We start from the raw sequence: 19,001 nt of genomic DNA on the forward strand, positions 1-19,001 counted from the left end.
GAGCCAATACCGAATACCCACGATGACCACCGCCGCCCCCCTCATCGAAGTCCGCGGACTCAAGAAATACTTCGGCAGCAGCGACCGCCCGGTGCGCGCGGTCGACGACGTGTCTTTCGCGATCCAGCCCGGCGAAACGCTGGGCCTCGTCGGCGAATCGGGCTCGGGCAAGAGTACCATCGGCCGCACCGTGCTGCGGCTGCTCGAGCGCACCGGCGGCCAGGTGCTGTACCGCGGCGACGACATCGGCGCGCTGTCGGGCGAGCGCATGCGCAAGCTGCGCAGCAAGCTGCAGATCATCTTCCAGGACCCGTACGCGAGCCTGAACCCCAAGATGCGCATCAGCGCCATCCTCGGCGAGGCGCTCTCCACGCACGGCCTGCACAAGGGCGCCGTCGCGCGCGACAAGCGCATCGCCGAGCTGCTGGAAACCGTGGGCCTGCGCGCGGAGCATGCGAGCCGTTTTCCGCACGAGTTCTCGGGCGGGCAGCGCCAGCGCATCGGCGTGGCGCGTGCGCTGGCGGTGGAGCCCGAATTCATCGTGGCCGACGAGCCGCTGTCGGCGCTCGACGTTTCCATCCAGTCGCAGGTCATCAACCTGCTGGCCGACCTGCGCGAGCGCCTCGGCCTGACGATGCTCTTCATCTCGCACGACCTCGACGTGGTCGAGTACCTGTGCGACCGGGTGGTGGTGCTGTACCTGGGCAAGGTGATGGAAGTCGCCACCACCGACGAGCTGTTCGCGCGCCCCGCGCACCCCTACACCCGCGCGCTGCTGGCCGCCAGCCCCAAGCCCGACCCCGAGGTGGCGACCGAGCGCATCGCGCTGAAGGGCGACATTCCCAGCCCCATCTCGCCGCCCTCGGGCTGCGTGTTCCGCACGCGCTGCCCGCATGCCATCGAAGCCTGCGCCCAGGCCGTGCCGCCGCTCGAAGAAATTTCGGCAGGACACTACAGCGCCTGCATCCGAACCAGAGAACTTCCATCCAACATCGCCGCATGACCTCCATGACCGCCGCCAACGATTTCACCGACCCGCTGCTGGGCAGCAACTTCAAGGGCTATCCGCGCACGCAGGCGCCGCGCCGCCGCAGCGAAGTCGGCGCCGCCGGATGGAACGTGCTCGCCGGCGACCTGCCGCTGCCGCTGGCCGTGCTCAAGCGCGAGGCGCTGGAGCACAACCTGGCCTGGATGCAGTCGCGCGTGCGCGAGTGGGGCATCGACCTCGCGCCGCACGGCAAGACCACCATGTCGCCGCAGCTGTTCCAGCGCCAGCTCGACGCCGGCGCCTGGGGCCTGACTTTCGCCACGGTCACGCAACTGGCCGTGGGCGTGGCGGCCGGCGCGCGCCGCACGGTCATCGCCAACCAGGTGGTGAGCGACGAAGACCTGGCGGGCATCCAGATGCTGCTGAGCCAGCATGCCGACCTGCGCATCGTGTTCCTGGTCGATTCGCTGGCGCAGCTCGCGCTGATCGAGGACTGGTCGAACCGCCATCCCGCCAGCGTGCCCTTCGAGGTGATGATCGAGATCGGCGTGGAGGGCGCCCGCACCGGCTGCCGCACGCATGAGGAAGCCGTGGCGCTGGCCACGCGGCTGCGTGCCAGCGATGCGGTCAAGCTGGTGGGCATCGAATGCTACGAAGGGCAGGGCGCCACCGGCCAGAGCGAGCCCGACGCGGCCTATGCCAAGGCGCTGATGGACCGCGTGGAAGCCGTTGCGCGCCATTGCGATACCGGGAAACTGTTCGAGACCGACGAGGTGCTGGTCTCGGCCGGCGGCTCGGCCATCTTCGACCTCGTGGCGGGCCGGCTCAAGCCGGCGCTCGGCGCGCCGGTGCGCGGCCTGCTGCGCTCGGGCTGCTACGTCACGCACGACCATGGCTTCTACAAGCGCATGGTGAGCGCGGTCGACGAGCGCCTGGGCTGCGGCTGCGGCGAAAGCCTGGTGCCGGCGATGGAAGTGTGGGCCACGGTGCAATCGCGCCCCGAGCCCGGCCTGGCGATCCTGGCGGTGGGCAAGCGCGACATCTCCTTCGACCTCGCGCTGCCGGTTCCCATCGCCCGCGCCGCGCGCGGCGTGCTGCAGCCGCAGGCTGTGCCCGCCGGCTGGAAGATCACCGCGCTGAACGACCAGCACGCCTACCTGCGCTGGGATGCGAGCGAAGAAGCCGAGGCGCCCAAGGTGGGTGACCGTGTCGGCCTCGGCATTTCGCACCCCTGCACCACCTTCGACAAATGGCACTGGATGCCGGTGGTCGAGAACGACTACCGCGTGAGCGACGCCGTCGCCATGCACTTCTGAGCACGCCGCGATGACCCCCTCCTTGCTCCAGAAAATCGCGCAGATACGCAGCGACGCCCCGGCGACGCGGCGCGCGATTCTCGACCTGATCCTCGAAGACCCCGACCGCGTGCTCGAAGAGAGCTTCGAACAGCTGGCCGAGCGCTCGCGCAGCTCGGTGCCGACCATCATGCGCACCTGCCGCGACCTCGGTTTTGCCGGGCTGCGCGAGTTCAAGCTCGCGCTCGCTCAGGAGCTGGCGCTCGGCGGCTCGCCGCTGCACCGCCGCGTGAACATCGAGGACGCGGCCGATGAAGTGGTCGGCAAGATCGCGCGCAGCGCGGCGGCATCGGTCTCGGGCGTGCGCGGGCAGCTCGACATGCAGGTGCTCGACGGCGCGGTGGCGGCCATCGCGGCGGCGCCGCATGTGGACCTGTACGGCGCGGGCGCCACATCGTGGTTCATGGCCAACGACCTGCAGGCGCGGCTGTTCCGCCTGGGCCTGTCGGCCAATGCCTGGGCCGACTACCACCTGCAGCAGGTGGCCGGCGCGGCGCAGCGCCCGGGCGGCGTGGTCATCGCCATATCGCACGTGGGCGGCATGCCGTCGCTGCTCGACGCGGTGGACATCGCGCGCGGGCAGGGCGCCAAGGTGGTCGCGCTCACGCGGCCCGGCACGGCGCTCGCGGCCAAGGCCGACTTTCTTCTGGGCCTGTCGGTGCCCGACGACGCGGTGATGCACGTGGGCATCGACGCCTACCTGACGCACCTCACGGCCATCGAGATACTGACGGTGCTGGTGGCGCAGCGGCGCGGCGAGCCCGCGGTGCAGCGCCTGCAGCGCGCGCGCGATGCGTTCCAGCGGCACGGCATCGATGCGACCACGCATCCGCTGCAGAGCTGGGACGGCGGGGGTGTCAAGCATGGCTGACAACAACGCATCATCGAAGGCCGTGCTGCTCGAAGGCGGCCTGGTGGTCGACGGCTCGGGCGGGCCTTCGTGGCCCGGCGACGTGCTGCTGCAGGGCGACCGCATCGTCGCGCTCGGCGAGGGCCTGCGCGGGCGGCTGCCCCAAGGCCTGGCGCCGGCCGACATCGACATCGTCGACTGCCGCGCCAAGGTCATCGCGCCCGGCTTCATCGATGCGCACACGCACGACGATGCCATCGTGCTGCGCGACCCGCTGTGCCTGCCCAAGGTGTCGCAGGGCATCACCACCGTGGTGACGGGCAACTGCGGCATTTCGCTCGCGCCTTACCGCACGCCGCAATCGCTGCCGCCGCTCACGCTGCTGGGCGCCGATTCGTTCAGGCACGCGAGCATGGCCGAGTATTGCGCCGCGGTCGATGCGACGCAACCCGCGCTCAACGTGGCCGCGCTGGTGGGCCACACCACCTTGCGCTTCGCGGCCATGGAAGCGCTCGACCGGCCCGCGAGCGCCGAAGAACTGGCGCGCATGGAAGCGCTGCTCGACAGCTGCATGGCCGACGGCGCGCACGGCATGTCGTCCGGCCTGTTCTATGAAGAAGCCTTTGCCGCGCCGACCGAAGAGGTCACGGCGCTGGCGCGCGTGGTGGCCCGCCACGGCGGCGTGTACGCCACGCACCTGCGCAGCGAGATGCAGCAGATCATCGAGGCGCTGCACGAGGCCGGCGACTGCGCCTTCGAGGCCGGCGTGCCGCTGGTCATCTCGCACCACAAGTGCGCCGGCCCGGCCAACTGGGGCCGCACCAGGGAGACGCTGCCGCTGATCGAGTCGTTCGCGCGGCGCCAGAAGATCGCGATGGACGTGTACCCCTACGTGGCCGGCTCGACCGTGCTGCGCGAGGACCTGGTCGACGGCGTGATCGATGTGCTGCTCACCTGGTCCGACCCGCATCCCGAGATGACGGGCCGCCTCATCTCCGACATCGCGCGCGAATGGGGCACCACCGAGAAGGAAGCCTGCCTGCGGCTGAAGCCCGGCGGCGCCTGCTACTTCCAGATGCAGGAGGAAGACGTGGAGCGCGTCATTGCGCATCCGCTCACCATGATCGGCAGCGATGGCCTGCCGCACGACCGGCATCCGCATCCGCGGCTGTGGGGCGCTTTCCCTCGCGTGTTCGCGCGCTACTGGCGCCAGCGACGGCTGTTCACGCTGGAGCAGGCCGTGCACAAGATGACCGGCATGACCGCGCGCAACCTGCGCATCGCCGACCGTGGACTGCTGCGCGTGGGTGCGATGGCCGACGTGGTCGTGTTCGACCCCGAGACCATTGCCGACACCGCCACCTACGACCAGCCGCATGGCGTGAGCCTGGGCGTGGAGCGGGTGTTCGTGAACGGTGTGCTGGCCTATCGCGGCGGCGAGACCGAGGCGCGGGTGCTGGCGCGCGCGGGGCGGATGCTGACGCGCGCGGCCTAGGCCGTTCATCGGCGGAGGCCGTTGCTCACGGTTATTCACAAAGTTGTCACCTTAAGTTCACAGAATCGGGCCACTTCCAGCAGCCCCGGGGCCAAGGCTTGTCCCGGGTGTTCAGCCCCTTTCTGTGGACTCACATGACAAAAAATAAATGGACCCGCGCCCGCGTCGCGGGCCTGGCCGGCATCGCGGCCATTTCGCTCGCGGCCTGTGGCGGCGGCGGTGGTGGAGGAGGAGGTACTTTCTTCCCGGCCAGCGGCCCTTCGGCCGGCAATGGCGGCAACAACAGCAACAATCAGCCCGCGCCGGCCGCCGTGGCCCTGCAGCCGCTGGTGGGCGGCTCGCAGTATTCGGGCACGGCCAGCTTCGGCGACACCGTGTCCATCGCGCTCGACCAGCCTGCCACCGGCAAGCTCACGCTGCGCTTCGTCGATTCACGCTTCGGCCTCGCGGGCTCGGTGAGCGCAAGCTACGCCACGCAGCCTGATGGCTCGCTGCTGGCCAGCAACTTCGCGGCCGTCGCAGGCACCGGCGTGCCCGACGCGCTGGTCGCGGCGCTGCCCAAGCTCAGCCTGCGCTTCCAGCTCGACGGCAGCCTGCTCAGCGGTTCGCTGGCGCAGGTGCCCAACCTCAAGGCGGGCAACGGCGCGGTGCTGCAGGGCGAGATCGCCGCGTCGAACCAGGGCGTGGCCGACGTGTCGCGCCTGGCCGGCGTGTACAACTTCATCAAGCTCACCAGCGCGTACAACGCCAAGGGCATGGTGCAGGGCGCTCCCGCATCCGACTTCGGCCAGCTGAGCATCAAGGCCGACGGCAGCGTGCGTGCCTGCATGGGCCAGGCCTATGCCGACGGCTGCAGCGGCGGCCAGGCCGGCCTGCTCGCCGCCGAAGGCGACCAGAAGACCTACCCCGGCGCATTGGCGCTGACCCTGGCCGGCCAGCGCATCGGCCGCGTCATGGTCAACGCGCAGTCGGGCGCGGCCACGCTGCTCGCCGACGAATTCGCAACCACCGCCGCCGACGGCAGCTTCCGCACCGGCACCTGGGTGCTGCAGAGCGCGACCACCGCGCTGGCCGCCACCGCACTCGACGGCGAGTGGCTGTGCAGCCAGCCCGAGCTCGACCCCGCCACCGGCGCACTCACCGGCCGCACGCAGCGCAACTTCGTGTCGATCGGCGCCAACCTGCTGCAGACCGACATCATCGACAACGACGTCAAGCTCAGCGTCAACGCCGGCATCGGCGGCGCGGCGACCTCCACCGTCAGCGGCATGAACGGCCTCGTCGCCGGCCAGTGGGTCGACAGCCAGAAGATCGGACGCGTGCTGCTGCCCGTGGGCAAGCAGACGGCGTACTACATCGGCTCGGCTGCGAGCACGGGCGTGGCGGCTACGCATATCTCGGGTGTGTGCCGGGCGTTGCCGGTGCCGGCGGTGAGCAATACCTATGCGTCGGCCACCGTTGGCAGCGCCATGGACATCCGCATCGGCGACGCGCATCCCACGCAGCCGGCCATCGGCTACGACCAGATCTACTACAAGCAGGGGCGCTACCGCAAGACCAAGGATTCGGCCGGCAACGACTCGACGCAGTGGAAGAAGGAATTCGACGACTACTGCGAAGCCGTGGGCCTGACCGACGGTGCCAAGGGCTCGACGGTCATCGCGGGTACTTCCTTGCTGACCGACCCCGGCAGCTTCACCTGCTCGACCAAGAATGCCTTCGACATCACGGCGCTGAAGTCCGCCGTGGTCGGCCCGCGCGGCGTGCTGTACCTGACGGACGGCCACCATACCCTCACCAGCTTCTGGGAAGCGCCGAACGGCGGCGGCCCCGAAGTCAAGGTCAAGGTGGTGAAGAAGGGCCACTACATGGACCTGAACAACGCCAGCTTCTGGCGCACGATGCGCCAGAACAAGTTCGTGTGGCTCAAGCTGCCCGACGGCAGCGCCATCACGCCGGCCGAACTGCCGCCGCTGCTGGGCCTGAGCAACGGCCTGAAGGACGACCCGTACCGCGCGCTGCTGTACTTCACTCGCGACCTCGGCTACAAGCAGCCGGCCAACAGCACCGAGTTCCTGGAGTTCTACTGGTCCGAATGGCTGCAGGCCGCGCCGCAGAGCCTCAAGCTCTCGGCCTACAAGCTGACCGATGCGACGAGCTACCTGCAGGCCATCCAGGCGGCCTCGGGCCTGATGAACGCGACGCCGGACACCACCATCATCGGTTCGTCGGGCCTGACGGCGCTGCAGATGGGCAAGCTCTCGACCTTCGACACCGTGACCTTCAATGACCTGAACACGCCGATGACGGCCGCCAAGCCCGGCAAGCTCGCGTACGCCCTGGACTACCGCGCTTCGCTGGCGGTGAAATAGGGCTCGGCAGCTCACTGCGCGAGACACAAGGCCGGGCATTGACCCGGCCTTTTTTCTTGTGCGGCGCGGCAGGACATGCGCGGGCCCGCGCTGGCCTCTGCCTCCGCCCCCCACCTAGCCCTCAGCCGCAGCGCGCACCTCGTCTTCCTCCGCCGGCTGCGCCTGGAACATCCTTGAAAAGTCGCAGCACTCCTGCGCCAGCATCACGATCGACGAGGTGAGGGCGCTGCGGTGCTCGCCCTTGTGCATCGCCACGTAGTGCACCAGCGGCAGCGCGGGCGTCACGTCGATCACCGCGAGCATGCCGGCCGCCACCAGCGGCTCGAGGCACTGGCGCGGCAGGTAGCTCACGCCCAGGCCCGACACGGTGAGCCCGGTCAGCGCCACCAGGTTGCTCACCACGATCACGTCGGCCGGCTGCACGCCCTGTTCCTTCATCCAGGCGTCGTAGGCGCGGCCGGTGCCCGAGCTGTTGCCCTGCACCAGCATGCGGTGGCGCGCCAGCTCGTGCAGCCGCATGGTGCCTGCGGCGGGCACCACGCCGGGCTTGCACATCCACATGCTCTTGACCTTGCCGATGACCTTGTGCGGCATGCGCGAGTCGGCGAAAGTCTCGGGCACGATGACCAGGTCCAGCTCATCGGCCTGCAGCTTGTCGCGCAGCTTCAGGCTGTCGTCCACGTCGGGCTCCAGGATCACCTTGGGGTAGTGCTGGCGGATCAGTCCCACCAGCCGCGGCAGCCAGGTCATGGCCGTGAGCTCGGTCACGCCGATGCGGATGCGGCGCTCCACCACGCCGGGCTTGCCGAACTGCTCGATGGCCGCGTCGCGCTGCGCCAGCAGCTTCTGCGCGAGCACGTACATCTCCTCGCCCTTTTCGGTGAGGCGCGCGGTGCGCTGGCTGCGGTCGAACAGCTCGGTGTCGAACAGCAGCTCGAGCTCGTGCACCCGCTTGGAAATGGCCGACTGCGAGGCATGCAGCTGGTTGGCCGCCTGGGCGAAGCCGCCGAGCCGGGCGATCCAGTAGAGGGCTTCGAGTTGCTTGAAAGTCATCACGGCGGCGGGTCCCGAAAATGGGCGAATGAAACACTTTTATTCATGCGATTCGATCACAAAAAATCGCTTTTGGAAATTCATCGAGAGGCAGAAGATTCGCCCAAGCCAATGTCATCGACTCTTCAAGGAACCACCATGGACTTCAGGAAACTGCCCCTCGCGCTCGGTCTCACCCTTGCTTTCGCCTGCGGCGCCGCCAGCGCCCAGGACGGCGGCACGCTTCAGAAGATCAAGGACAGCGGCTTCATCCAGATCGGCGGGCGCGACAGCCAGATCCCCTTCTCGTACAAGCTCGGCTCCGACAGCGCTTCCATCGGCTTCACCAACGACATCTGCCTGAAGATCGTCGACGCGGTCAAGGCCAGGCTGGGCCTGTCCAAGCTCGATGTGCGCTACACCATGCTCAACTCGGCCAACCGCATTCCGCTGCTGCAGAACGGCACGGTCGACCTCGACTGCGCGACCACCACCAACACCACCCAGCGCCAGCAGCAGGTCGACTTCGCGCCCAGCCACTTCGTGACCAACATCACCGCTGCGGTGCGCACGGACTCGGGCATCAACACCTTCGCCGACCTCAACGGCAAGAACGTGGCCACCGTCACCGGCAGCACCTCGATCCAGCTGCTGCGTGGCGTGCGCAAGAACGGCGCCATCGAGGTCCACGAGATCGCAGGCAAGGACACGTCCGACGGCTTCCTGCTGCTGTCCAGCGGCCGCGCCGACGCCTACGTGCTCGACGACGTGCAATTGGCCGGCATGATCGCCAGCGCGCCCAACCCGGGCGACTACAAGATCCTCAAGGAATCGCTGCGCCAGGAGCCCTACGGCATCATGCTGCGCAAGGACGATCCGCAATTCAAGGCGCTGGTGGACGAGACCGTCACCGGCCTCATGAAGTCCGGCGCCATCGAGCAGCTCTACACCAAGTGGTTCATGTCGCCGATCCCGCCGAGGAACGCGAACCTGAATTTCCCGATGACGGACGCGGTGCGCGAGATCTACAAGAACCCCAACAACAAGGGCGTCTGACCGATGGCAGCCGAACTCCAACAGCAATATCCGCGAGGCCTGGCCTTCTCCGATGCGCTGATGCGCGAGGTGCAGCAGCGCTTCATCGGCGTCGAGCATGACCACCACGGGCGCGAGCGCCTGTACTTCGACAACGCCGGCGGATCGTTCCGGCTGAAGGCGGCGGTCGAACGCTTCGCGCAGGTCGACGCCATTCCCGACAACGCCGAGCGCATCCACGCCACGGCCGTCGAGCTGCAGGACATCCAGTCCAAGGGCAGCGAAGACCTGCGCACCATCCTCAATGCCAGGGGCGGCAGCGTGTACGCCTCGTTCTCCGCTTCGGGCGCCATGTTCGACATGGTGCGCGCCATTGCCGAGAACGTGCCGGGCACGAACATGGTCACCACCGTGCTCGAACATCCTTCCGCCTTCGACGCGATGAGCCTCTACGCCGAGCGCCTGGGCCGCGAGCTGCGGGTGGCGCCGAGCAACCCCGTCACCGGCGGCATCGACGTGGAAGAGATCGTGCGGCTGGTCGACAAGGACACATGCCTGCTCAACGTGATCTACGCGTCGAACATCTCGGGCGCCAAGCTCGACATGGAGGCCATCGTGCGCCGCGCGCGCGAGATCAAGCCCGACCTCTACATCCTGGTCGACGCCGTGCAGCATGCGCCGCACGGCCTCATCGACCTGCAGAAGACACCGGTGGACGGCATCAACCTCGCGCCGTACAAGTTCTTCGGCTGCCGGGGCTCGGGGCTGTCGTGGCTGTCGGAGCGCGCGGCCGTGCTGCCGCACCACAAGCTGGCCGGCAAGAAGCCCGGCTACTGGGACCTGGGCAGCTCGGCGCCCTGGCAGTTCGCGGTGCTCACAGAGATCGTCGACTACGTGTGCTGGCTCGGCGGCCACTTCAGCGACGCCACCGACCGCCGCGCATTGTTCGTGGCCGGCATCACGCACATCGAGCTGCACGAGCGCGCGCTGCTGGCCCTGCTGCTGGACGGCAACGAGAACGCCACCGGCATGCGAGAGATGCCCGGCGTGGAAGTGTTCCTCGACCACGAGGACCTGACGAAGCGCGACCTGATCCTGGGCATCGGTTTCGACCGCATCGACTGCACGCAGGCGGTGGTCGAATATGCGAAGCACGGCGTGACCGTGTACGAGCGCGTGGCCACCAGCATTTACTCGAAGCGCATGCTCGAATCCTTCGGCATCGCGGGCACCGTGCGGGTGTCGCCGCTGCACTGCAATTCGGTGGCCGACGTGGAAAAATTCCTGCGCATCACCGCGCGGATCGCTGCTGACACCTGACTGTCATATTCCGTCCTATTGCATCGGCGGAATGTTTCTCGAACCCGCTCAAAACGTGGCGTCGAGCGATGCCGCCGCGCTGGGGCCAACGTCCTGGCGAGTTCAGGCGGCAGACGGTGAAGCGCTGACCGACCTTCAAGCCGCGTCTGTGGTGACGCAGAAAAGCGGCAATTCGGGCCGTCACAAATCAAAATTCTCGGATCGATATCATCGTGAGCGGGTGCGCCGAAGCAAGCCTGCAGGCCGATGACCGGCATGTTCCGGAGTGGCCACATCAACAATGAGAAATTGATTTCCGGGAGGCCGTATGGCAATTCAAATTGACACGGATGGAATGATCATTCACGCGAAAGTCCGCAATGCGCGTAGCCCCGCTATCGAACGCGGTAGACGTACGAGCACGATCACAGGCATCGTCGTGCACCAGACCGACGCGGAAACTTCAGCATCCTCGCTGAACAGCTACACACGCCCAAAGGCCAATGGCGCGCACTTTCTTGTCGACACCGATGGCACCATTTACCAGACCGCCGCGATCTACCAGCGCACGAACCATGTCGGGCCGCTGAAGGCGAGGTGCCTGATCACCGGGAAGTGCTCTCCAAGGGACTACCCTGCGGGATTGAACGCGGTGGACCCGATGCATCGCATCGAGATGCGCAGGGCCCCCGGCGAACGGTATCCGGGCAACATGGAGGCCATTGGCATCGAGATGGTGGGCAGAGCCAGACTACCAGCAGGGTTCCAACCGCCACGAAACAACAAACTGTCCATGGATGAATTGAGAGGAAGGTACGGTGTATACGACACGCCGACCACCGCCCAGAACCAGTCGCTCTCGTGGCTTGTGAAAGCGCTCGAGGACTCAATGCAGATCGCACCGAGCGAGATATTCCGGCATCCGGAAGCCAGCAGAAAAAATACGACAGAGGCACAAGGTGCGAATTGGAATCTGGCGGTCCCGACGCCATGAGAAAAGTCATCGTTCTTGCGGTAGCGCTGGCTACCGTCTTCATGGCCTTGTCGGTTCACGCAGCGGACAAGCGCTATCCGGCAGCCTTCGTAAGGTCGATCAAGATCGACAACCCGTCGGGGAAAACAGCGTGGGAGAACAAGGATTTTCTAGATTGTCAGGATGTGGTCTTGACGGTCGAAGACGTGTTCTATGCGCTACGTCATATGCGCAGGGTCTCAAAGAGGTCGTATCTCGTACCGCAGGCGCAAGAAACCGGATGCGAGGGCAGTGCGCTCGTTACCTTCAAGAACGGAAAAATCCTCGCTATCGGCATCGAGCCCACGGGAAGAATCAGTACCGCGGAGTTGGACGAGGCGCTTGGACCCACGACTGACCCTGGAAGCTACTACGACTGCGAACCCTGCAACGATCGCAAGATGGCAATGCTCAAAGATGCTCTGAATCGGGCAGATGAACGGCGCCTCAAGCGACTGGAGGCAGAAGGTCAGATTCCACCAGGCCAGGCGGAACCACGGCTCAAAGCTCTGCGCGAAAGCCGCGAGCCGAAACCACAACCCAGGAACTGAAATCAACACGATCGAGCACGCGGCCTCCTGAGGCATGTGATCAAGAAGGGGGTGGTGTCCTGTTTTCCGGCTGCACCGCATCGTCCACGCTCCAAGGCGCATACACCTCCGCGTGCAGGTCGGGCGAGTTCACCTTGGCCAGCAGGTCGCGCACGTCGTCCTTCACCCGCGCCAGCGACAGGCGCAGGCCGCGCACGCGCACGTAGGCCGCGAAGTCGCACAGCGCCTCGATGCTGGTGGCGTCGAGGTCGGGCGACTCTTCCAGGCTCAGCACCATGCGCCGCAGGCCCGGCGTGGCGTCGATGCGCGCGCGGATCGACGCGAACACGGCATCGGCATTGCCGAAGAAAAGCGGCACCTCGGGCCGCGCGATCAGCACGCCCGGCGGCACCACCGCCTCGGGGTGCCGGGCGGTGTCGACGTAGTCGTGGCTCTGGCCCAGCCGGCCGAGCCAGCTCACCGTGGTGCGCGAGAAGCCGCGCAGCAGCAGCAGCAGGCTCACGCCGATGGCCGCCAGCAGCCCGTCGAGCACGCCCAGCACCAGCACTGCGGCCACCGCCACCAGCGCCACCAGGCGGTCGCGCCGCCAATGGAAATATGGCCGCAGCGCCGAGGGGTTGAGCGAATGGCTCACCGCGTTGATCACGATGGCCGCCAGCAGCGGCTCGGGCGTGTGCGCGATCCACGGCAGCAGCGTGAACACCGCCACCCCCACCACCAGCCCGGCCACGATGCCCGCCGCCCGGCTCTGCGCGCCCGCCGATTCGTTGGCCGACGTGGCCGAATAGCCCGCGCCCACCGGCATGCCCTGGAACAGCGCCGACAGCATGTTCGCCCCGCCCAGCGCCAGCAGGTCGCGGTTGGCCGAGACGTTGTCGCCGTGGCGCATGGCGAAGGTGCGGATCGAGCCGTACGACTCCGCATAGAGGATCAGCGCCATCGCGAACGCGAGCCCGCCCAGGTTCTGCCACTGCGCGCGGTCGAGCTGCGGCACGCCGGGGTGTGAGAAGTCGAGCGAGATCGGCCCCACCGCCGCCACGCCCCACGCATGGCACAGCCCGCTCACGTCGAGCGCGATGCCGCAGACGATCACCAGCAGCGCCGCCGGCACCGCGCGCCAGCGCGATAGCCCGCGCAGCAGCAGCAACGCGGCCAACGCCATCGCCGCGCCGGCCAGGTTCCAGTGCCGCCATTCGGTGGCCAGCCCGGCGAAGAGGCGGAAGAAGTCGCTGTGCGCCGGCTGCACCGACAGCACCTTGGGCAGCTGCTTGACCACGATGGTCAGCGCTAGGCCCAGCGCAAAGCCGCGCAGCACCGGCTTGGCGATGAGGCTGGACACCGCGCCCAGCTTCGCGATGCCCGCGATCACGAAGAACACCCCGGCCAGGGCGACGATGGCCGCGCCCATGGCCAGCCGCGTGGCCGTGTCGATGCCCGGCATCGACGTGGTGGCCGCGAACAGCACGGCGGCCGACGACGAGGTGGCCGAGACGATCGCGAAGCGGCTGCTGCCGAATATGCCGTAGACCAGCAGGCCGGCGAAGAGCGCGATCACCCCGGCCTGGGGCGGCAGGCCCGCGATGCCTGAATAGGCCACGGCTTCCGGCAGCAGCAGGCCGGCGATGGACACGCCCGCCACGAGGTCGGCGACGCCGGGGCGGCGGGTGGCGCCGGGCGGCGGTGCGGTTTCTGCGGGAATGGACATGGCCTTCTTGCTTTTTTGTTGTCGCGGAATGCTGGCAGCCTCCGACGGACCGGAAGCTGACGATGAAAACTTTCGTTGCCGCTTGCCGGCAGGTTTGGAAAAGCCCGAGCGCATTTTTCAAACTGGCGCTATGGTGCAGTCCCGACCCCCGATGAAACAAGCAGAAAAGGCAGGGCCCATGATTGATATCAACATCAACGGCCAGTCCGTTGCTGTCAACGCTCCCGACGACATGCCCTTGCTCTGGGCATTGCGCGACATCGTGGGGCTGACAGGAACCAAGTTCGGCTGCGGCATCGCGCAATGCGGCGCCTGCACCGTGCACCTCGACGGCCAGCCCGTGCGCTCTTGCGTGCTGCCGGTCGGCGCGATCGGCAAGAAGGCCGTCACCACCATCGAAGCCATCGCGCAGACCCCGGCCGGCCAGAGCATCCAGAAGGCCTGGCTCGACGTCGACGTGGTGCAGTGCGGCTACTGCCAGTCCGGGCAGATCATGTCCGCCGCGGCGCTGATACAGCGCACGCCCAACCCGAGCGATGCCGACATCGACCTCGCCATGTCGGGCAACGTCTGCCGATGCTGCACCTACTCGCGCATCCGTGCCGCCATCAAGCAGGCCGCCACGGGCAAGCCGGAGGTGCTGCAGTCGGTGGTGACGATGCCGGCCAGGAGCGCATCGTGAGCGCCGCCGCCGGAATCAGCCGGCGCGCCGCCCTGCAGGCGGGCGGCCTGGCGCTGGCCTTCACCTGGGTCGGCGGCAGCAAGGCCTTTGCGGCCATCAGCGCGCGCCAGCAGCCCGCGGACGCGGCCGCCGCGCTTGCGGACGGCAACCCCGCCTTCGCGCCCAACGCCTTCATCCGCATCGACGCCGACGGCGGCGTGCGCCTCGTGATGCCGATGGTCGAGATGGGCCAGGCCATCTACACCGGCTCGGCGATGCTGCTGGCCGAGGAACTCGGCGTCGAGCTCGACCAGGTGCGCGTGGAGCATTCGCCGCCCAACGAAGCGCTCTACGGCATGCCGCTGCTCGGCGGCCAGATCACCGGCGGCTCGACCAGCACGCGCGGCACCTACGCCGTGCTGCGCGAGGCCGGTGCCGTCGCGCGCACGCTGCTGGTCGGCGCAGCCGCCGCGCAATGGAGCGTCGACCCCGCGAGCTGCACGGTCGCGCGCGGCGTGGTGAGCCATGCGGCCTCGAACCGGCAGCTCGGCTTCGGCGCGCTCGCATCGGCCGCCGCGAAGCTGCCGATGCCGGCCAAGGTGGCGCTGAAGGAGCCGAAGGACTTCAAGCTCATCGGCCAGCCGCTGCGGCGTGTCGACTCGGCCGGCAAGGTCAACGGCAGCACGCAGTTCGGCATCGACGTGCGTGTGCCGGGCATGAAGGTGGCGACGGTCAAGGCCAGCCCCACGCTCGGCGGCGTGCTGGCCTCGGTGGACGACAAGGCCGCGCGCGCGATTCCCGGCGTGATCGATGTGCTGCGCATCAAGGACGCGGTCGCCGTGGTGGGCGAGCATTTCTGGGCCGCCAAGCGCGGCCTCGACGCGTTGAAGATCCGGTGGACGCCGGGGCAGAACGCCGCGCTCACGACGCAGCAGTTGCGCTCGGCGCTGGCCGATGCGCTCGCGAAGGACAAGGCCATCGTCGGCAAGGAAACCGGCAAGCGGCCCGAGGGCACGCTGGTGCAGGCCACCTACGACCTGCCGATGCTGGCGCACGCGACCATGGAGCCGCTCAACACCACGGTGCATGTGCGGCCCGACGGCTGCGAGATCTGGGTCGGCACCCAGGTGCCGGCACGCTGCGTGAGCGTGGCCGCCAAGATCACCGGGCTGGCCGAGGACAAGGTCGTGCTGCACAACCAGTACCTGGGCGGCGGCTTTGGCCGGCGGCTGGAGACCGACTCGGTCGAGCAGGCCGTGGCCTTCGCGAAGCAGGTGGCGTATCCGCTGAAGGTGGTGTGGACGCGCGAGGAAGACATCCGCCACGACATCGTGCGGCCGATGTACCACGACGACATCTCGGCCGTGGTCGACGGCGACGGGCAGATCCTGTGGTTCGGCGACCGCATCTCGGGCGGCACCGTGCTGGGCCGCTGGGCCCCGGCCTTCATGGGCAAGGACGGCATGGACGGCGACCTGATCGAATGCGTCGCCGAGCCCTGCTACGACCTGCCGAACCTCAAGGTGGAGTGGGTGCGGCACGACATGCCGAGCGGCCTGAACGTCGGCTGGTGGCGCGGCGTGGGGCCGACGCACAACCTCTTCGTGCTGGAGAGCTTCATCGACGAACTGGCGCAGCGCGCGAAGAAGGACCCGGTGGCCTACCGGCGCGCGCTGCTGAAGAAGAATCCGCGCACGCTCGCGGTGCTCGACCTGGCCGCCGACAGGATCGGCTGGGGCAAGGGCGCGCTGCCGGCACGCGTGGGGCGCGGCGTGGCCGTGGGCGACCCGTTCGGCAGCCGCGTGTGCGCCATGGTCGAGGTCGAGGTCACGCCGCAGGGCGAGGTGCGGCTGCGGCGCGCGGTGGTCGCGCTCGACTGCGGCATTGCGGTGAACGCGAGCTCCATCGAGGCGCAGATCCAGGGCGGGTTGCTGTTCGGGCTCAGCGCCGCGCTGTTCAGCGAGATCACGCTGCGCGAGGGCGCCATCGAGCAGAGCAACTTCCACGACTACCGGATGCTGCGCATCAACGAGTCGCCACCGGTCGAGGTCCACACCATCAAGAGCGGGGAGGCGCCCGGCGGGCTCGGCGAGGTCGGCACCGCCATCGCCGCGCCGGCGCTGGCCAATGCGATCTTCGCGGCCACCGGCGTGCGCCTGCGGGCGCTGCCCGTGAACCGCGCGCTGCTGGTGCAGGACAAGGAGGCGCTGAAGAAGAAGATCGCCGATGCCCCGCAGGCGGCGCCGGGCGAAAGGAGCACGGCATGAAGCGACTCTTCAAGCTGCTGGTGACCGTGTTCGTGGTGGGCGCGGCGCTGTATTTCTTTCTGAACCGCACCGACAAGTCGGAGGGCGAGGCGCCCGTGCTGGCCGGCGCGCCGGCCGATGCGGCGCTGCTGGTGCGCGGCGAGTACCTCACCAAGGCCGCCGACTGCATCGCGTGCCACACGGTGCCCGGCAAGGGCGAGCCGTTTGCGGGCGGGCTGCCTTTCGTGCTGCCGTTCGGCACCATCTACTCGTCGAACATCACGGCCGACCCGGCCACCGGCATCGGCAACTGGAGCGACGAACAGTTCGTGCGCGCCATGCACGACGGCGTGCGCGCCGACGGGAAGCGCCTGTACCCGGCGTTCCCGTACACCGCGTACACAGCGCTCAGCCGCAAGGACGTGCTCGCGATCAAGGCCTATCTCTTCAGCCTGCCCCAGGTGAAGCAGCCGAACCGCGAGCCCGACCTGGGCTTTCCGTTCAACCAGCGCTGGGCCATGGGCTTCTGGAACGCGGCCTTCTTCAAGAGCCGCCGTTTCGAGGCCGACCCGTCGCAGCCGCCCGCGTGGAACCAGGGCAAGTACCTGGCCACCGCGCTGGGCCATTGCGCGGAATGCCACACGCCGCGCAACTTTGCCTTCGCGCTGGAGACGAGCAACAACCTGGCGGGCGAAACGGTCCAGGGCTGGCGCGCCTACAACATCACGTCGGACGCGAAGAACGGCATCGGCGGATGGAGCGACGCGGAGATTGCCGCCTACCTCACCACGGGGCACGCCGATGGCCGGGGCTCGGCCTCGGGGCCGATGGGCGAGGCGGTGGAGCACAGCCTGCAGTACCTGAAGGCCGAGGACACCGCGGCGCTGGTGAGCTACCTGCGCACGGTGCCCGCGAAGTCCGGCAAGGATCCGATCGAGATCGATGCGAAGGCGCCCTGGGCCGTGGCCTCGAGCGCGGCCGCGCCGGCGGCCAACACGGCCGAGGGGCATGAGCAGGGGCTCAGGCTCTTCGCCGCGGCATGCGCCAGCTGCCACCAATGGAACGGCCAGGGGCAGCAGACCAGCTACGCGTCGCTGCTGGGAACGCGCGGCGTGAACGACCCCGGCGGCGCGAACGTCACGCAGATGATCCTGCGGGGCGTGAAGATGCGCGTGCACGACAACGAGGTCTACATGCCCGCATTCGACAAGGCCTACACCGACACCGAAGTCGCGGCGCTCGCGAACTACGTCATCGCGCAGTTCGGCAACAAGCAGGGGACGGTGACGCCGGAGTTCGTGGCGAAGCAGCGCGCGCAGTGAGCGCTTGAGCAGGGCTCACGCAGCGGCCGGCGCGGAATTTAAATCTTCCTACCTATCGGCCCTGCCGACGCAGCGCCGATACCGGAAAAAAGAGCCCCGCGACGGCATGCGCATGCGCGTTCGGACCGCGTCGCGCTGTTAAGGTGTGCCCCTGCTTTTTTCGATCCAGGCCCTGCGCGCGCTGTCCGCGCATCGGGCAGTCCACATGCCTATCCGCCACGCCAGAATCTTTCCCCGCCACGCGTTCCACTGCGTGCTGGGCGGTGTGGCCGTGGCCTATGCGTTGTGCGCGGTGATGCTGGTGCCCGCGCGAATCTTCATCCTGCCGTTTCTTTCCGACGGCGAGCCGGTGTCCGACGAGGGCATGCTCTTTCTCGCGTCGATGGCCGTTCCGGCGGGGCTCTACCTGATGGTCTGGCGCGGCGGCGATTTCTTCGCATGGTGGCGCACGCCGCCGGTGCTGACGCTTGGCGCGCACGGCCTGCAGCTCGGCCGCCGCACCGTCGCTTTTGCCGACGTGACGCGGCTGCGCCATCGCCACGGCCGCGACCACATGCTGATCACCACGCGCAGCGGCAAGACCTCGCGGCTGCGGCTCGGCCTGTGGGACCACGCGGCCGCGCTGCGGGCCGAGGTGGAGGAGGCGATCGGCAAAGTGCTGCGCGGCGATGTCGAGCGGCGCATGCATGCCGGCGACACGGTGGACTTCGGCGCGTTGGCCATGAATGCGGAAGGCCTGGTGCACGAGGGGCAACTCATCGCCTGGTCGAGCATCGACACGGTGCACACGCAATCGGAAACCGACGGGGTGCTGGTGGACGAGCATCTGGTGATCATCGCGAACGGCCGGACGCGCCGCATCGACCGCTCGAAGATCGAGAACGAACCGGTGCTGCTGGCCTGCCTGATGCAGCGCCTGCCGGCCGGCTGACGCGGGTTCGATAGACTGGAGGGGTGAAATCTTCCTCCGAGCCTCCCAGTAGGCCGCTGGCCTGCGCCAGCTTCCGCCTGTCTCCGTGCGCCGCGACCGACCCCCTCGCGGCTCCCGTCCATTCCGCCTCTTCCCTGTTGTCGCCCG

15 protein-coding genes are annotated in these 19,001 nt (G+C 68.1%); 13 read left to right on the top strand and 2 right to left on the bottom strand.

What is annotated here, in order from left to right; translation table 11 throughout:
• Positions 1-22 precede the first annotated feature (22 nt).
• The 5 genes from AC1RVW_RS26580 to AC1RVW_RS26600 all read left to right on the top strand — a co-directional run bounded on the left by AC1RVW_RS26580 (position 23) and on the right by AC1RVW_RS26600 (position 7,060).
• Complete coding sequence (locus tag AC1RVW_RS26580) at positions 23-1,003, top strand: ABC transporter ATP-binding protein (RefSeq protein WP_493203594.1); 981 nt, start codon at positions 23-25, stop codon at positions 1,001-1,003.
• Between the two features lie 5 nt (positions 1,004-1,008).
• A complete protein-coding gene (locus tag AC1RVW_RS26585) occupies positions 1,009-2,304 on the top strand; it encodes an amino acid deaminase (RefSeq protein ID WP_493203616.1) in 1,296 nt (431 codons plus the stop codon).
• Between the two features lie 10 nt (positions 2,305-2,314).
• Entirely contained in the window at positions 2,315-3,214 is a 900-nt protein-coding gene (locus AC1RVW_RS26590; RefSeq protein WP_081266407.1) for a MurR/RpiR family transcriptional regulator, read from the top strand.
• A complete protein-coding gene (locus AC1RVW_RS26595) occupies positions 3,207-4,688 on the top strand; it encodes an N-acyl-D-amino-acid deacylase family protein (RefSeq protein WP_493203596.1) in 1,482 nt (493 codons plus the stop codon). Before AC1RVW_RS26590 ends, AC1RVW_RS26595 begins: the two co-directional genes overlap by 8 nt.
• Before the next feature lie 134 nt (positions 4,689-4,822).
• Positions 4,823-7,060, top strand: a complete 2,238-nt coding sequence (locus tag AC1RVW_RS26600; RefSeq protein WP_493203598.1) for a ParB/Srx family N-terminal domain-containing protein — start codon at positions 4,823-4,825, stop codon at positions 7,058-7,060.
• A 114-nt stretch (positions 7,061-7,174) separates the two neighbouring features.
• Here the strand turns inward: AC1RVW_RS26600 and AC1RVW_RS26605 are convergent, their stop codons facing one another.
• Complete coding sequence (locus AC1RVW_RS26605; RefSeq protein WP_081266404.1) at positions 7,175-8,113, bottom strand: LysR family transcriptional regulator; 939 nt, start codon at positions 8,111-8,113, stop codon at positions 7,175-7,177.
• 138 nt (positions 8,114-8,251) lie between these two features.
• On the opposite strand from AC1RVW_RS26605, the gene AC1RVW_RS26610 reads away from it, so the two are divergent.
• The 4 genes from AC1RVW_RS26610 to AC1RVW_RS26625 all read left to right on the top strand — a co-directional run bounded on the left by AC1RVW_RS26610 (position 8,252) and on the right by AC1RVW_RS26625 (position 11,989).
• Entirely contained in the window at positions 8,252-9,148 is an 897-nt protein-coding gene (locus tag AC1RVW_RS26610) for a transporter substrate-binding domain-containing protein (protein WP_493203600.1), read from the top strand.
• A 3-nt stretch (positions 9,149-9,151) separates the two neighbouring features.
• Positions 9,152-10,447, top strand: coding sequence for an aminotransferase class V-fold PLP-dependent enzyme (locus tag AC1RVW_RS26615; protein WP_493203602.1), 1,296 nt, complete (start codon positions 9,152-9,154; stop codon positions 10,445-10,447).
• A 307-nt stretch (positions 10,448-10,754) separates the two neighbouring features.
• A complete protein-coding gene (locus AC1RVW_RS26620; RefSeq protein WP_081266401.1) occupies positions 10,755-11,420 on the top strand; it encodes a peptidoglycan recognition protein family protein in 666 nt (221 codons plus the stop codon).
• Positions 11,417-11,989 (top strand): hypothetical protein, encoded by a 573-nt coding sequence (locus tag AC1RVW_RS26625; RefSeq protein WP_081266400.1) that lies wholly within the window; start codon positions 11,417-11,419, stop codon positions 11,987-11,989. The genes AC1RVW_RS26620 and AC1RVW_RS26625 overlap by 4 nt, the downstream gene beginning before the upstream one ends.
• A 40-nt stretch (positions 11,990-12,029) precedes the next feature.
• Here the strand turns inward: AC1RVW_RS26625 and AC1RVW_RS26630 are convergent, their stop codons facing one another.
• On the bottom strand, positions 12,030-13,694 hold the full coding sequence (locus AC1RVW_RS26630) for a SulP family inorganic anion transporter (RefSeq protein ID WP_493203604.1): 1,665 nt from the start codon (positions 13,692-13,694) through the stop codon (positions 12,030-12,032).
• A gap of 178 nt (positions 13,695-13,872) precedes the next feature.
• Between AC1RVW_RS26630 and AC1RVW_RS26635 the strand changes: the two genes are divergently transcribed.
• The 4 genes from AC1RVW_RS26635 to AC1RVW_RS26650 all read left to right on the top strand — a co-directional run bounded on the left by AC1RVW_RS26635 (position 13,873) and on the right by AC1RVW_RS26650 (position 18,854).
• Positions 13,873-14,376: a (2Fe-2S)-binding protein gene (locus AC1RVW_RS26635; RefSeq protein WP_081266484.1), complete on the top strand. Its 504-nt coding sequence runs from the start codon at positions 13,873-13,875 to the stop codon at positions 14,374-14,376.
• A complete protein-coding gene (locus tag AC1RVW_RS26640; RefSeq protein WP_493203605.1) occupies positions 14,373-16,622 on the top strand; it encodes a xanthine dehydrogenase family protein molybdopterin-binding subunit in 2,250 nt (749 codons plus the stop codon). The genes AC1RVW_RS26635 and AC1RVW_RS26640 overlap by 4 nt, the downstream gene beginning before the upstream one ends.
• Positions 16,619-17,923, top strand: coding sequence for a c-type cytochrome (locus tag AC1RVW_RS26645; RefSeq protein WP_493203606.1), 1,305 nt, complete (start codon positions 16,619-16,621; stop codon positions 17,921-17,923). The genes AC1RVW_RS26640 and AC1RVW_RS26645 overlap by 4 nt, the downstream gene beginning before the upstream one ends.
• Positions 17,924-18,128: 205 nt before the next feature.
• Positions 18,129-18,854 carry a hypothetical protein gene (locus AC1RVW_RS26650; protein ID WP_493203607.1) on the top strand — a complete coding sequence of 242 codons (726 nt, stop codon included), beginning with the start codon at positions 18,129-18,131 and terminating at the stop codon, positions 18,852-18,854.
• The last annotated feature ends 147 nt before the right edge of the window (positions 18,855-19,001 follow it).

This window comes from Variovorax sp. MPBD4-3 (assembly GCF_058809745.1).